Raw genomic sequence first — 16,191 nt, forward strand, 5'->3', positions numbered from 1 at the left:
GCTTTTTCTGTGATATCGCATTTTTTTTTCTATTGATTTATGTTAGATTTACTTACTGAAAACTAAAAACTTTTAAATCATGAAAAAAACAATATTACTACTAAGCGTATTCGCTAGTACCTTATCTTTTGCGCAAGAATGTGCTGACGTTGTAGATTCAAGCGGAATCAATGTAATCTCGTCTAACGGTGCCTATGTAACTACCTCTGGTGCTGCTGCCGATTGTGATAAAAACGCTCCAGTAACCACAGCCAAAGCTCCTGAACTAAAGCCAGAAGAAAAAATAGTTTTGATTAAAGCCTTAGAAGGGGTGAAATTTAAAACTGATAGCGATGAGTTATTAAAAAAATCTTATCCTAAACTAGATGCCGTTGCAGAACTAATGAAAAGCCATGATGACTTTAAATTGGTTATTAATGGATATACCGACAATACAGGTACCTCAGAATACAACCATACACTTTCCCACAAACGAGCAGATGCTGCCAAAGCGCGTTTAATTGAAGATGGTATTAGTGCGGATAGAATTACCACAAACGGATACGGAGAAGAAAATCCTATAGCCACAAACGATACAGAAGAAGGTAGAGCAAAAAATAGAAGAGTAGAATTTAAAGTTACTTTTTAAAAAATAGAAGATTCACAAAAAGCCGATGTAAAATTTTACATCGGCTTTTTTGTTTGAGCTTCTCGCTGAAGTGTGTATACTCAGGTAAAATAGTAGACCGTTTTGTTGAAATTTATCCCAAAGAACAATTAATCACCCCATAACTTTAGTTTTAGTATCACTAAGTTTAATTCCTGTTCACGTGTATTCTTAGTAGTCTTTCTTTTTCTTTAGTAACCAAAGGATGCTTTTTGTGATTCCATATTTTATCTCTAGCCTTAGAAGCACTCTCTTTCAAATCTACAATGGGCATTGGGTAATCTTTCCCTATTTCCACTCCACAAAAAGTCTGTTCCATCACTGTCATATTCCACGGTTCATGAATGTAGTTCTCAGGTACGTTAGCAAGTTCCGGTACCCACTTTTTTATAAAGGCACCTTTGGAATCATGATCTATAGAGTTTTTTACAGGATTGTACAACCTAACAGTATTAATACCCGTGGTACCTGCTTGCATTTGAAATTGTGGATAATGAATCCCTGGTTCGTAATCTAAAAATTGTCTGGCCAAAAAGTGAGCTCCCTCTCTCCAATCTTGGTCTAAATTAAATACCAAAAAAGAAACAACCATTGCCCTCATTCTAAAATTAATCCAACCTGTGTGCTTTACTGCTCTCATACAAGCATCTATTATTGGATAGCCCGTGGTACCTGTCTCCCACGCTCTTATAAAATCGGTATTTTTATCATGAGGCAATATTTCGTAACCCTTGTTAATACATTGAGTTTCATAGCTACAATCAACTTCAAACTTTTGAATAAAATGGCAATGCCAATGTAGTCTAGTTAACATTGCAGAAAAAGCTCTGCTGTTTTGCGTACCGTTGGGATGAGTACCTACATACTGAAAGACTTGCTTGATGCTTATATTTCCCCACGCTAAAAAAGGAGACAATCTACTGCAAGACAATCTGCTTTCTGCAGGTTTGGATATGTGTTTTTGATAATTAAACCCTCTCTTGTTTACAAACGACTCTAAATACCTCCAGGCATTAGACTCTCCGGCAGGCTGATACTGACTTGGATATTCTTTTAGTTTGTTCAATAATTTTTCAGGTATGACAAACGAATGCTTGGAAATATTTACTAGTCCTTTGGAGTATTTGTTTTGTATTAAAGGGCGATGCATTTCTTGGTGCCAAAGTGCCGTCCAATTATCCCTATTTTTTATCCCTCTAATAATTCCATCTCTTTTAAACTCCTGCCAGTTGACATCCTTAGTCTTGCAAAACTTTGCTACTAATTTGTCTCTATCCCACGTTTTTTTTGTACCACTCTCCTGATAACTATACAGATTACGTATTTGATAGCTCTCAGTTAAAAAAGAGAATACTTCTAAGGCTTCTCCATAAAAAACATCAATCTGCCTGTTAAACGCTCTTAAACGAGAATTTAGAGACTCAATGGAATGATAAATAAATTGTAAATGCCTCATACTCGTATCAGGATAACTGATTAACGAGGGTTCAAACAAATAAATAATAATGTACGGCAAATTGCTTTGCTCCGCTTTATGCAGTGGAACATGGTTTTGTAAACGTAAATCACGTTTCATCCACACTATATTTACTTCTTGCTTGTTCAATGAATTTGTTTACATCATAAGATAAAAAAACATTGCTTGCTTGGTACAATCGTAGTTTTTATCTCATATTTTAGAATTGATTAAGATTAAAAATTCAAGCTTCCAAAAATTTGAATACAGTTTTTGAAAGTCATTTTTACACAAAATCACTTTCAAAATACTAGATTCTAAAAAGTTATTAGTTTGACCATAAAAAAAACGCTCCATAAAAATTATGGAGCGCTTGTTATATCAGTTAAGACAATAATTACACAAGTGGGAATCTTGTCATGTCTTTCGGCTGCTCTACACCAATCAATTTTAAAATGGTTGGAGCAACATCTCCTAAAACACCTTCTTTAATTTCTTTTAATTCCTTGTCAATTAAAATCATAGGAACAGGGTTTGTTGTGTGCGCAGTATGAGGAGAACCGTCAGGATTCATCATTGTTTCACAGTTACCGTGGTCAGCAATTAACAACGTAGAATATCCGTTCTCTAAACCAGTTTCAATCACTTCTTTAGCACAAGCATCTACAGCTTCACAAGCCTTAATCGCAGCATCCATCATTCCAGTATGCCCAACCATATCTCCGTTGGCAAAATTTAAACATACAAAGTCAGCTTCCCCCTTCTTTAAGTCTTCACATAAAGCATCTTTCAATTCAAAAGCACTCATTTCTGGCTTTAAATCGTACGTAGCTACTTTGGGTGAATTTCTTAGAATACGAGACTCGCCTTCAAACGGATCTTCTTGTCCTCCAGAGAAAAAGAAAGTTACGTGCGGATACTTTTCCGTTTCTGCAATACGAATTTGTTTTTTACCCGCTTTAGATAAAACTTCACCCAATGTATTTTTAATATTATCGTTGTTATAAATTACATTAATTCCCTTAAACGTTTCGTCGTATAAAGTAATGGTTGTAAAGTATAAATCTAACTTTTTCATGTTTTGCTCCGGAAAATCATTTTGAGACAAAGCATTCGTCAACTCTCTACCTCTATCAGTTCTGTAGTTAAAGAAAATAACAGCATCACCTTCCTCTATTTTACCTTTAGGATTCCCGTCAGCATCCGTCATAATTACAGGTTCAATAAATTCATCTGTAATACCTGCCTCGTAATTCGCTTTTAAAGAAGCTACAGCATCTGTAGAAGGAGTTCCAGTACTATTTACAATAGCATGATATGCCTGCGCAACACGTTCCCAACGATTATCTCTATCCATTGCATAATAACGACCTGTCATCGTTGCTAATTCACCGGTAGACTGAGCCATATGCTCTTGAATTTCGTTGATAAAGTATGCTCCAGATTTAGGATCACAATCACGTCCATCTGTAAATGCGTGTAAAAACACGTTTTCATCCAACCCATTTTCTTTGGCTGCCGTTAATAAACCTTTTAAATGGTCTATATGCGCATGAATTCCTCCATTAGAAACCAATCCTAACAAGTGAACTTTTTTATTGTTTTCCTTAGCATACTTGTAAGTATCCACCAAAACTTTCTCTTGGCTCAAAGTGTTATTTCTAACCGCCATGTTAATTTTAGTTAGGTTTTGATATACAATTCTACCTGCCCCTAAGTTCATGTGACCTACCTCAGAGTTCCCCATTTGTCCATCAGGCAAACCAACATGCTCACCATCAGTCCTTAAAGTAGCGTTAGGATATTTATCGTATAAAGAATCAATATAAGACGTTTTTGCATTAAAAACTGCTGATACTTTTGGGTCTTGAGTTACTCCCCACCCATCAAGAATCATTAAGATTACTTTTTTGTTCATTGTATATGGAATTTAATTCTGCTCACAAATATAACAGATACATCTGTGTAAACCCTTAACCACTCATATAAACAATGAAAACCTTTTCGGAGTTGTCACCCTTTAAATCAGTACTACGAGTTACGTGTTGCAAAAACTCATTACTAAACATGGTTGCCACCATAAAATATTTGAAAAACACGCTGCACCAAAGATAAATTTGCATAGCTATTAGAGCGCTACCAAAGGTCGGGCTTTCATTACTCGCTTTTTGTTTGGTATTCTCGACTCCGCTCGAACGCCAAACAAAAGAGCTCAAACACACCATTCAATCCCTAGCGCAGCATCAAAATTTTCATTTCGTTTTTCATCAAACTAAAAACATCACTTCTCTATAAACTATTGATATTATATAAAACTTAACTCGGTTCTATATCCTAAGCATCAAATTAGAAAGTAATATATTTTCTTATTCTAAACCAAACAACATGTTCGTAAAACTTGAACATATAATTATTTTTAAACCCAAACTACTGTTGCAAATCATTCTTATATCAATCCACACACAAACAGGTATTTCAATACAATTTCACCTCCATATTTTCCTTTTTACCCCTATATTTTCCGCTTCAATCAATCTTAATAGCACAGTTTATATCATGATAGTACTATTGTAGTCAAATAAACAGAACGACTATCAACAGCTATGCTACTCACTAAAATCATCAATACTTGGTTTCATAAAAACCAACATCTTTTTTTTAAATACCACAACGGATTTTATCATTTAAACTACGTAGCCAACTCTCCTTTACTCATGCTAAATAGTTTTAAAAAAATGATGTTTTGTAAATACAATGCAATCACAAATACCATACACACCAATAGTCCTTTTAACAAAGGTTTTTTGCAATATGCTTTTTTAGAAGACGGTTTGGCTATTCTAAACACAGAACTCACCTATAAGAAAAACGTATGTTACCACCAAGTTATTAGTCCAGAGGCAGCAAATGATTATTATACTTTAAGCTTTAACGTTTTTCACAACCTATCTAACGCGGGAGGTGTTACTATAAATTCAGTAAGTTTTTCTAATAAAAAGTGGATATTAACCAAACCTAGCTTTTTATCCGAAGTGAGTTACCTTAAAAATTCGTACAATGAAAGCATCCTAATTTATTTTGACCAAAAATGGCTTAACAACTATATTAAAAGCGACACTGCTTTTAAAAACTCAAAAGTCAAATCTTTTTTTGACGGTGAAGAAGATATTATGGTTTGGCCAGATAATGCTCTTGAACTCTCCAAAATTGCAAAAGACATAAAAACCTGCTTAACCAAAGACGGCACTACCAATCCACTACTGTTAAAATTCAAAACCTATGAATTGGTCGCTACCTTTATTCGCCAATACAACCCTAACAACGCTTTAAAAAAGTATATAGACTTACCACAAAAAGACATTGTTAAAATAACCAAAATAGAAGTTTACTTATTAGACAATCTCAAAAATAAATTTGTAGGGATTAACGAATTAAGCCATCAGTTTAACATTTCACACACCAAACTAAAAAAAGACTTTAAAGCCGTTTACGGAATGGGAATCTTTAATTACTTCAGGCAAAAACAAATGTTTATGGCTAAAGAATTTTTACAAAGCGGAGAATACCGAGTAAAAGAAGTTGCCCAATTATTTGGCTACGAAAACGTAGGCAAATTTTCTAAAGCCTTTAAAATGGTTAACAATGAGTTACCCTCAAAAATAATTTTTACAAAAAAACAGCAATCTTAAAACTTAGCAATTAATATCTGTTTTAAAAGTCTTAACAGCCTATTCAATTGTCTTATTAGACTACTTATTAATTTTTTTGCTGTTTTACTTTAGCCTACTATTAAACTATGTTAATAACAATTCGATTTATAAACTCAATTATCATGAAAAAAATTACCTTATTATTTTATCTACTTTTTTATTCAATTACATTCGCTCAAACTACTTTTACAGTAGACAATATTAATTATCAAATTATAGAGGGGACCACTAACGTCATAGCTACTGGTGGCGATGTAAGTGGAGATTTGGAAATTCCAAACACCGTAAACGATGGAACTTCTGATTTTACAGTAACTCAAATTGGGAGAACCGCATTTGGTAGTAAAAAATTAACAAGCCTTGTGTTGCCTAACACACTAGAAATAATTCAACCCTTTGCTTTTAGAAGAAATCCTGGTCTTGTAACTGTAACAATACCTGCAAGTGTTACTGAAATTCAAAGTAGTGCTTTTAGTCAAAGTTCAAAGATTACAACCTTAATTCTTTTAGGAACAACACCTCCTACTGTTAGTGCTAATAGTTTTGATGGAGAGCATAATATTGATTTAACCATTCCTGATGGAACCTTACAAGCTTATGTTGATGCTGGTTTTATAGGCTATAAGACCACCAATGGAGAAGTTGGTTTAGGTAACCGTTTTGATAACAATAATCTTTTTTATCTTATTACCAACCTAGAGCCTAATACGGTAGAAGCAGTAGGTGGAAGCATCAGTACGGCAAATGAAAATAAAAATTTAACCATTCCTGCAACGGTTCAACAAGAGGGAACCACTAACACTTTTACCGTTACTTCTATAGGTAGAGAAGCATTTAGAAACAGAGGAATAACAGGTTTAAATTTACCCAATACATTAACAACACTTAATTTTAGAGCTTTTAGAGATAATGAAACTTTAACCCAAGTAACGATACCCGAAAACGTAATCAGTATTGGTTCAGAATCTTTTTTTAACAATGGACTCACCAAATTAACTATGTTAAACCCAACACCTGTAGGTGCCAATAATGGTACTTTTGGAACTAGAAATGTTATTGATTTGATTGTACCTGTAGGAGCTTTAACCGATTATGAAAATGACTCTAGATGGCAAGGATTCAAATCTGTTACAGAAGTGGGAACATTATCATCTAAGAACATACTAGACAATAATGACGTATCTATTACATATAATGGTAATCTTCTAACCATCAACTCAATCAATAATCCGTTGAAACAATATGCTATATTTAATATTACAGGACAACTAGTTGTAAGCGAGCAAGCAAATACTAACAGTATAAACATAGCCCACTTAACAACAGGAATTTACCTATTAGTTCTAGAGACTGAAAATGGGATTGTCCGTGAAAAAATTATAAAAAATTAAATAGGCCTATATCATTATATCCAACTTACCTCCCTCATATAACTAAAAGATAAAATAAGTTGCAAAAAATTCATCTATCGTCTTTTCTAGTTTCTGCTAGAATGGACGATTTTTTAATTTAGAAAAACAAGTTGTCATTTACATCAAACATTAACATTTAGAGATGCAAAATAGTATCAAACCAGTAAGCATTGTTTGAATGAACTGAAAACATTATATGAATCAATGAGGATAATTAACAAATTACTGAACAAACAATTAACAATAACTCAATCAAAGAAGGAAAAACCTTTTAATTTATCAATAAAAAATAGTTTTTGATATTAATTTTTTATCCCTTAAATTCATTGCCCTAAAAATCCATCAAAAACCATGAAAATAAAGTCGTATCGTCAATACAAAGAAGATTACAAACAAAGTATTCAAAATCCAGAAGTCTTTTGGGGAGAAATTGCGCAAAACTTTGTTTGGAGAAAGAAATGGAACAAAGTATTGGAAGCAGACTTTAGTAAACCTGAAATTTCATGGTTTAAAGGTGCAAAACTAAACATTACGGAAAATTGTTTAGACAGGCATTTAGAAAAATTAGGGAACAAAACCGCTATTATTTGGGAACCTAATAATCCTGTAGAAGAGTCTAGACATATAACCTACAGACAGTTGTATCACAAAGTTTCTGCTTTTGCCAATGTGTTAAAAAATAAGGGAATAAAAAAAGGAGACCGAGTATGTTTGTACATGCCCATGATTCCAGAACTGGCTATTGCTATGTTAGCCTGTGCTAGGATTGGTGCTGTGCATTCTATTGTATTTGCAGGTTTTTCTGCATCGGCTCTAGCTAGCAGAATTAACGATTCCGAATGTAAAATATTGGTTACTGCCAACGAGGTTTATAGAGGAACCAAACCTATCAACCTAAAAGCTGTTTGCGATGAAGCCCTGGAAAATACTCCTTGTATTGAAAGTGTAATAGTATACAGAAGAACTGTGGAACCTACACAAATGAAAGCTGGTAGAGACACTTTTTGGTTTGATGAATTACAAAAGATAAAGGACGATTACTGTCCTGCCGAAGACATGGATGCAGAAGATATGTTATTTATATTATATACTTCTGGTTCCACGGGAACTCCAAAAGGAATGGTACACACTTGTGGTGGATATATGGTAGGAACTACATATACTTTTCAAAATGTATTTCAAGCTAAAAAGAATGACATTTACTGGTGTACTGCCGATATTGGTTGGATTACAGGTCACTCATATATTATTTACGGTCCTTTAGCTAGTGGTGCTACTACCGTAATGTTTGAAGGAGTTCCTTCTTATCCTGATTATGGCCGTTTCTGGGAAATTGTAGACAAACTTAAAGTTACTCATTTTTACACGGCTCCAACTGCTATTAGAGCTTTGGCAAAACAACCACTACATTTGGTAGAAAAACACAAACTAGACAGCTTAAAGGTTCTAGGTTCTGTGGGAGAACCCATTAACGAAGAGGCATGGCATTGGTATAATGATAATGTTGGAAAAGGGACTTGCCCTATTGTGGATACTTGGTGGCAAACGGAAACAGGGGGAATTATGATTTCTGCCCTAGCTGGAATTACTCCATTAAGACCTACCTTTGCAACGCAACCTTTACCGGGAGTACAACCCGTGTTGTTAGACGAGAATGGAAAAGAAATTACGGAATCTCCAGCAGAGGGAAGTTTAGCCATTAAAGGAGCTTGGCCAAGCATGGCTAGAACAATTTACGGAAATCATCAACGTTATAAGGAAACTTACTTCTCTGCTTTCCCAGGTAAATATTTTACAGGGGATGGTGCTTATAGAGATGCTATGGGTAATTACAGAATTACAGGTAGAATGGACGATGTAATTATTGTTTCTGGTCATAACTTAGGAACGGCACCTATAGAAAATGCTATCAACGAGCACGAAGATATTGTAGAGTGTGCCATTGTTGGCTTTCCTCATGATATTAAAGGGAATGCTTTATATGCCTATGTAACTAAGTATAATGAAGTGGCTACTGATGAGGACGTGTTAAGAAAAGAAATTAACCAAGTGATTACCAAAACCATTGGAGCTATTGCTAAGCTAGATAAAATTCAGTTTGTAAGTGGACTTCCTAAAACGCGCTCAGGAAAAATCATGAGACGTATTTTAAGAAAGATTGCTTCCAACGATGCTGAAAATTTAGGAGATATTTCAACGTTATTGAATCCTGAAGTCGTTCAGGAAATTAAGGATAATGTGCTAGTATAATTAGTTATGCTCATTAAAAAAGAGAGGTAATCAAAAGGTTACCTCTCTTTTTTGTGTCTATTGTTTTATTTCCAAAAAAATTGACCAAAATACGTTGAGCCTTTATAGGTCAACTAATTATGTCTTTAAAACGTAAAATTGATCTCTATCAAACTTAAGATATACAGCACCGTTTTATTGCATTAGAGCTAAAAACGAGTTAAGTGTCCAACTAATTTTGATTTCAAACAAAAATCAAAAAATTATGAATACTAGCATGTTTATCACAAGTTTACAGCAACGAATCAATATTATTGATGCAGAAAGTTGGAATCCCAACTATATAGTTGCTATTATTTCGGGAGTCGTATTGGCTATTGCTTTCCAACTAATTTTAACAGCACTATCGGTTGCTTGCGGAATTACAGCTATTGGTGACTTAAAAAAGAAGTACGTTAAAAACAGGTTGAATCTCGATGAAGACAAAAATGCTGTTAAAGAAGAAAATGAATATAGTAACGATACTGATACAGGAACTCCGACTGCAGTTAAAATTACTACTGGATTTGGAATTTGGAGTTTGATTACTACCAGTATTTCTCTATTTGCTGCTACAGCTATTGCACTAAACTTTAGTTTATTTGGTTTAAACGCAGCTAATATTGCAGCAGGATTAGTGATTTGGGCACTGTTCTTTATTTTATTATTCTATATGGAAATGAAAATTGGATCTACCATTATAGGAGGTTTGGCAAGCACTGCACTATCTAGCTTTAGAACCGTTTCTTCTAAAATTAAGCAAACTTTTGAAACAAGCGATGCAGATAAAATAGATAAAGTAATTGATACTACCATCACCAAAGTAAGAAGTGAATTTGACAAATCAATTGATACTTCTAACATAGAAAAAACAATTGCTAAATTCTTCAATAAAATTGAAAAGAAAACTCCTAGCTACGATCAATTGATAAAAGATTTAGAATCCATTGCTAGCAAATCTACCACAGAGGTAAATCAAAAAGCTTCGTCTGGAGGAACCGTTAGAGCTATCGAGAAAATGATTGAAAAATTTGATAACGATGATAGTAATAAAGGTAAGGTTGAAAAACTAAAGAGTTTGTTGGCCACTGTTAAGGAAAGATACAATGAAGGAGACGATGCTTATGATAGTATTACTAATGTGATTACAGAGGTTTCTGATATAGACCAGAAACAAATTGACGATCAGGTTCAAAAGATTGAAAGCTACCTACAAACAGGTGATGAATCAAGTTTGGATGCAGATAATATCAAAACACAACTTTCTGCTATCATCTCAAACCCAAGTAAATCTTTTAATGATATCAGAAAAAGATTTGATAAGAAAACAATTATCGATTTACTAGATAAAAACACTTCTATAGAGAAAAGTAAAATTGAAAAATATGCTGCGCTGATTGAGGATAATATTGGTAATTTGCGATCAACCTTTACGAGTGATAACAGCAATGACAGCTCTTTACAACAAAGTATAGAAAGCAAGATTCATGCTTATTTGGATAGTACAGGAAGAGAGGAATTAAATTATAATGGTTTGAAAGCTGACTTGATGAAGGCTTTAAATAATCCGAATGAAAGCTTATCTATCATTAAAAACAGAATTGGAATGATGGATAAACAGACGCTACGTGCTTTACTAACGAGTAGTACCAATATTTCTGACGGAGATATTGATAAAGTTGTAGACAAAATTGAAGAAGCTAAAACTGATACGTTGAGCCAGATTAAGGAAATTGAAAAACGAGCAAACAGAAAGATCGAAAATCTGAAGAGAAAAGCCGTTATCAAATCCGAGAATGCAAGAATGGCCGCTGCTTCTGCTTCTTGGTGGTTGGTTGCAACCTCGGTAATATCAGCTTTAGCTGCTATTGGAGGAACAGCTGTTACTTTCTAAATAGTTGCATTTATAAAATAAAAAAGGTTGCCAAATGGCAACCTTTTTTATTCTATATAACTTTAAGATTATAGTAAATCTCTTAGTCTTTGAGCAGCTCCTTCTGCAGTAATATCACGTTGAGGAGTTCCAAACATTTCGTATCCTACCATGAATTTCTTAACGGTAGCACTTCTTAATAATGGCGGGTAAAAACTCATGTGGAAATGCCAGTGAGAATTATCTAAACCATCTGTAGGTGCTTGGTGAATACCACTAGAATATGGAAAAGAAGTATTAAATAACTTGTCATAAGTTTTAGTTAATACAGAAATTGCTTCAGCATACAAAGCAGCTTCTTTTTCATTCATATCTAAAATACTATTCAATTGCTTTTTTGGAGCAATCATAGCTTCGAAAGGCCAAATTGCCCAAAATGGAATTAATACCACAAAAGCATCATTTTCAAAAATAATTCTCTCTCTATCTCCGTTTAATTCCTGCGCTAGGTAATCTCCTAATAAACTAGACTTTTTATCTTCAAAATAGATTCTTTGCGTTTTGTCTTTTTTATCAACTTCGTTAGGTAACGTAGATTGAGACCAGATTTGACCGTGTGGGTGAGGGTTGCTACACCCCATAACAGCTCCTTTGTTTTCAAAGATTTGCACGTAGTTAATCATATCATTACTACCCAACTCTTTGTATTCTCTCTGCCAAGTTTTGACCACTTCTGTAATTCCAGGAACATCCATATCTGCTAAACTCTTAGAGTGATCTGGACTAAAGCAAATTACTTTACAAATTCCTCTTTCGCTCTGTGCTTGTAACAAACCATCGTTCACTTCAAACTCAGGAGAATCGCTTTGCAAAGCAGCAAAATCGTTTGTAAAAACATAAGTACCGGTATATTTTGGATTTACATCTCCACTAATTCTCGTATTCCCAGCACACAAGTAACAAGACTCATCATACTCAGGTCTCTTCTCGTTATTTACTGCCTCGTTCTGACCTTGCCAAGGACGTTTTGATCTATGAGGTGATACTAGTACCCATTCTCCAGTTAAGATGTTAAATCTCTTATGTGAATAATCTTCTAAATTCTTATCCATTTTAATATAGTTTATTTCTTATTTAATTACGTTTGTTCCATCAGATAATGCTACCTCGTAAGGAGAACATTCATGTCCAAATTTTTCTGTGTAAGCTGCCACTGTCTTTTCTTTAAAACCAGCTACTGCTGTTTTTTTAATTAAGTTGATGGTACAACCACCAAAACCACCACCCATCATTCTAGCTCCTAAAATGTCTGAATTTTCTTTGGCTAAGTCTACTAAAAAGTCTAACTCATCACAACTCACTTTGTATTGATGTTGTAATCCGTTATGAGACCCGTAAATCAACTTACCTAATTCTTCTAATTTTCCTTCTTTCATCGCTACAGAAGCCTTTTCTGCTCTCTCATTCTCTTGTACTACATACAATACTTTTTGAAAATCTTCTGCGGATAGTTGATCTTTTACTTTTTCTAAGTCTGCTTCAGTAGCATCTCTCAAAGCATCGATTCCTAACATTTCTGCGGTTTTCTCACAAACAGCACGTCTGTCATTGTAAGCACTATCAGATAATTTATGTTTTACGTTGGTGTTAAACAACAATAATTGATAATCTTTAAAATCTATTTTATAAGGCTCTGCTTTGGCTGTTCTACAATCTAGTAACAATGCACTATTTTCTATACCAAACATAGATGCATACTGATCCATGATTCCGCATTTAACACCTACATAGTTATGTTCAGCAGCTTGAGAAATTAAAACCATTTCGTATTTAGTTAATCCTAAATCAAACAACTCATTAATTCCGTAAACAACACTGTTTTCTAATGCTGCAGATGAAGACATTCCCGCTCCGTCAGGAATGTTTCCTCCAAAAACAATATCAAAATTTCCGAAAGTTTTACCTTTCTTTTGAATCTCTGCAGTTACACCTACTACGTATGCATGCCAGCTAGATAAATTTGAGGTATCTAAATTGTGAACATCAAATTTGTAGGTATCATTCATATCTATAGCAATTGCAGTAGATTCATTGCTATCACTTTTCTGTATAGCTGCCACAATTCCCTTATCAATAGCGGCAGGAAATACAAATCCAGCATTGTAATCTGTGTGTTCTCCAATGATGTTAATACGTCCTGGCGAGTAAATTAATACTGGCTCTGTTGAAAAGTTTTTAGCAAAACTTTCCGAAACTTTTTGAACTAGTTTAGTATCCATGTTATTCTAAAAATTAAATATTTTATGATTCATAACTTTTAGTGAAAAAGTTATTTTTAGGTTTTGTTTTTATTACAATTTAACGGTCCACACAATTTTTTCTGTAGCATTAGGCTCTAATTCTTGCAAACCCATTTGATTGTTAAAACTATCCGAAATTCCTGTAACAGGCTCCAAGGCAATTGTGTTGGCTACAGGCGGGGTGTACATTTGAAAGAAATTTTCTTTTGCTGTAGAATTTATTTCCATCTTATAATTAGGAGTATTAAACATAACAGTTCCACTTTGTAAAGCATAGCAATTGTCCAGCTCTTGGTCTTTAATTTCAAATGGCATGGCTACTTCTCCCTCAATTACATTTTTGGTAATCATTCTTTCATCAAAAGCGACTGTCTTAGTGCTTTCAAACTCCAAACTGCTCTTAGACAAATCTCCACTTAAAAAGTAAGGATGCCAACCTAAAGTAAAAGGAAAAGATTTATCGTCTTCATTTTTTACACCAAACTCTAAGTCTAAAGAGTTAGCGGTTAATGTGTATTTCACTTGCACAGAATACAAATAAGGAAATCCGTGAGCCAATTCTGTTTCCGTATAACTCAAAGTAACCTCAGCCTGATTTGCAGTAAGTTCCTCAGAAATTAATTCAAAGTTTTTATGATGTAACAAACCATGTAGAGCATTGTTTAAATTTCCCTCGTTACACTCCAACTGAAACTCTTGACCTTTATAATTGTATTTACCATCTTTAATCCTGTTGGCAAAAGGAAACAATATAGATGATGCGTACGTGTTTTCGTAAGTTAAAGGAGCCAAATCTTTTATTAACGTTTCTCCTTTTAATTTTAATGCTTCAAGAGCTGCTCCTCTGTTTAAACAAATTTTAGCTACAGAAATACCATTTGAACTCGCTACTTCTAAGTAACTTAATCCGTTAGACTGACTTTTTTTTACTGTGTACAATTTTTATCTATTTTTTTATAATGATTCTCTTAAAAACAAATGGTTGGGGTTCTCTATCTGAACTTGCTCTTTGTTATTCAACATTCTCGCCAAGCTTTTACCCATTTCGTTAAAGTCTGTTGAAATGGTTGTAATCCCTCCTTCTACAACTTCTTTTAACAACGTGTCGTTGTAAGATATAATTCCAATATCCTTAGACAACACTAAACCTTTTTCTTTTATTTTTTTTACGACTCTTATCAAGTTCCTATCATCTGGAATCACGTAAACCTCCCCCTTTTGCAAAACTCTATCTTCTAAACTATTCACCACTTCGTAGTTTAAATGATTTTCTTCACAAAACATCTCAAAGCCTTTAAGCATTCCTAGAGGTTGATTTTTCTTGGAAAAAAGGAGAATTAATTTTGAGTACTTTTTTATGGCCGTCAATCCCTTGGAAAGATTAACGTAAATATCCTTTTCAAAATTTTGATAAATACCTGCGTAAGCTCTTAACTCTGGGTGCATTTGATCTAAAATATAGACTTTTTCTTTGGGCAATTGAGCAATAACGCTATTGGTATCCTTTAAGTTTGCAGGCATAATAACATACGCGGTATAGTTCCCGATGCTATCAAAAATAAGTTTGTTAAAAACCTCTGTATTAAAATGATGAAAATAAATATCTACTTCAGTATTTACCTCTAAATACTTTAGTAGAGCGTTATACAAATCTTCTTTAAATGCATTTAACTCATCAAAAAGTACAAATACTTTTTTACCGACCCCTATGTCTTCGCTCAACACATAATACCCTTTTCCCGCTACGGATTGAACTATTCCGCGAGTTTTTAACTCATTTAGCGCAGTTAAAACTGTATCTCTAGAAACCTTATTTTCTTTCTGTATTTTGCTGATAGAAGGCAACTTGTCTCCTTTAACAAGTTGTTTGTTTGCAATGGCCTGTTCAACAGAATTGATAATCTGCTTGTACTTAGGCATTCCTAATTTCCTTTCAATCGGGGTAAGAGTCATACAGCAAATATAGTTAAATTTCACAAACTAGTATGTACTGGTATGATTTTATTTTAAAAATATTTTTTAGCAGTAAACACTATGTACTTGTCAATTAAAAACAGAATACCTTACATATTTCACATAATTGGAGTTTATACACTTTTAGATAAATACTTGATATTTTTTTTAACAAATACTAATCATTGATCAGTATTTCAGACTAATTGAGAAAAATCTAGTATTTCTATTTGGAGGATATTATGCTAAGTTGTTACTGAACTTGTAATCGTAGTACAAAGAAACATCTAGACAGTTATGGCGAATTTCCTTCTTTTCAAAAGTAAATTCCGAGCTTTTGCATTGAATTAGAAAAACACATTAGAAAACTTCGAAAAAATAACGGCATTAGCATTAAAGAAATCGCTTTTAAGGCAGAGGTTAATACTCAAAACTTAAGAAAATACGAATTAGGAAAACAAGAGATGAGGATACGAATGCTCAAAAGAGTTGCTACTGCATTTGATATAAGCACTTCTGAATTATTGTCTTTTGATATCTTTAAAAAAAAATAGAGTCAAGATTTACATCTCA

Annotated in this window: 12 protein-coding genes; 6 read left to right on the plus strand and 6 right to left on the minus strand. The window is 33.7% G+C overall.

The features are described from left to right. Positions 1 to 79: 79 nt before the first annotated feature. The gene (locus tag ACXGQW_RS05425) at positions 80 to 628 is read left to right on the plus strand and encodes an OmpA family protein (RefSeq protein ID WP_457824080.1); all 549 of its coding nucleotides are present in this window, start codon (positions 80 to 82) and stop codon (positions 626 to 628) included. A gap of 166 nt (positions 629 to 794) precedes the next feature. On the opposite strand, the gene ACXGQW_RS05430 is transcribed toward ACXGQW_RS05425, so the two are convergent. Together ACXGQW_RS05430 and gpmI are read right to left on the minus strand one after the other, a co-directional pair. Continuing rightward, a complete protein-coding gene (locus tag ACXGQW_RS05430; protein WP_457824081.1) occupies positions 795 to 2,222 on the minus strand; it encodes an FAD-binding domain-containing protein in 1,428 nt (475 codons plus the stop codon). 277 nt (positions 2,223 to 2,499) lie between these two features. Continuing rightward, positions 2,500 to 4,020 (minus strand): 2,3-bisphosphoglycerate-independent phosphoglycerate mutase, encoded by a 1,521-nt coding sequence (gpmI, locus tag ACXGQW_RS05435; RefSeq protein WP_457824082.1) that lies wholly within the window; start codon positions 4,018 to 4,020, stop codon positions 2,500 to 2,502. A 685-nt stretch (positions 4,021 to 4,705) separates the two neighbouring features. Between gpmI and ACXGQW_RS05440 the strand changes: the two genes are divergently transcribed. From ACXGQW_RS05440 to ACXGQW_RS05455, 4 genes are all read left to right on the plus strand, one after another. Next, positions 4,706 to 5,791 (plus strand): helix-turn-helix domain-containing protein, encoded by a 1,086-nt coding sequence (locus ACXGQW_RS05440; protein ID WP_457824083.1) that lies wholly within the window; start codon positions 4,706 to 4,708, stop codon positions 5,789 to 5,791. A gap of 143 nt (positions 5,792 to 5,934) precedes the next feature. Then, a complete protein-coding gene (locus ACXGQW_RS05445; RefSeq protein WP_457824084.1) occupies positions 5,935 to 7,203 on the plus strand; it encodes a leucine-rich repeat protein in 1,269 nt (422 codons plus the stop codon). A 372-nt stretch (positions 7,204 to 7,575) separates the two neighbouring features. Beyond that, positions 7,576 to 9,474, plus strand: coding sequence for an acetate--CoA ligase (gene acs, locus ACXGQW_RS05450; RefSeq protein ID WP_457824085.1), 1,899 nt, complete (start codon positions 7,576 to 7,578; stop codon positions 9,472 to 9,474). A gap of 244 nt (positions 9,475 to 9,718) precedes the next feature. Continuing rightward, a complete protein-coding gene (locus tag ACXGQW_RS05455; RefSeq protein WP_457824086.1) occupies positions 9,719 to 11,386 on the plus strand; it encodes a hypothetical protein in 1,668 nt (555 codons plus the stop codon). 68 nt (positions 11,387 to 11,454) lie between these two features. Here the strand turns inward: ACXGQW_RS05455 and ACXGQW_RS05460 are convergent, their stop codons facing one another. The 4 genes from ACXGQW_RS05460 to ACXGQW_RS05475 form a co-directional block, all read right to left on the minus strand. Next, positions 11,455 to 12,477 carry a UDP-glucose--hexose-1-phosphate uridylyltransferase gene (locus ACXGQW_RS05460; RefSeq protein ID WP_457824087.1) on the minus strand — a complete coding sequence of 341 codons (1,023 nt, stop codon included), beginning with the start codon at positions 12,475 to 12,477 and terminating at the stop codon, positions 11,455 to 11,457. A gap of 18 nt (positions 12,478 to 12,495) precedes the next feature. Next, positions 12,496 to 13,644 (minus strand): galactokinase, encoded by a 1,149-nt coding sequence (gene galK / locus ACXGQW_RS05465; RefSeq protein WP_457824088.1) that lies wholly within the window; start codon positions 13,642 to 13,644, stop codon positions 12,496 to 12,498. Between the two features lie 72 nt (positions 13,645 to 13,716). Then, complete coding sequence (locus tag ACXGQW_RS05470; RefSeq protein ID WP_457824089.1) at positions 13,717 to 14,604, minus strand: aldose epimerase family protein; 888 nt, start codon at positions 14,602 to 14,604, stop codon at positions 13,717 to 13,719. Between the two features lie 15 nt (positions 14,605 to 14,619). Further along, a complete protein-coding gene (locus ACXGQW_RS05475; protein WP_457824090.1) occupies positions 14,620 to 15,618 on the minus strand; it encodes a GntR family transcriptional regulator in 999 nt (332 codons plus the stop codon). Positions 15,619 to 15,977: 359 nt separating this feature from the next. Here ACXGQW_RS05475 and ACXGQW_RS05480 point away from each other — a divergent pair, with 359 nt between their 5' ends. Next, on the plus strand, positions 15,978 to 16,172 hold the full coding sequence (locus tag ACXGQW_RS05480) for a helix-turn-helix domain-containing protein (RefSeq protein WP_457824190.1): 195 nt from the start codon (positions 15,978 to 15,980) through the stop codon (positions 16,170 to 16,172). Positions 16,173 to 16,191 lie beyond the last annotated feature (19 nt).

The organism is Wenyingzhuangia sp. IMCC45533 (assembly GCF_054111225.1).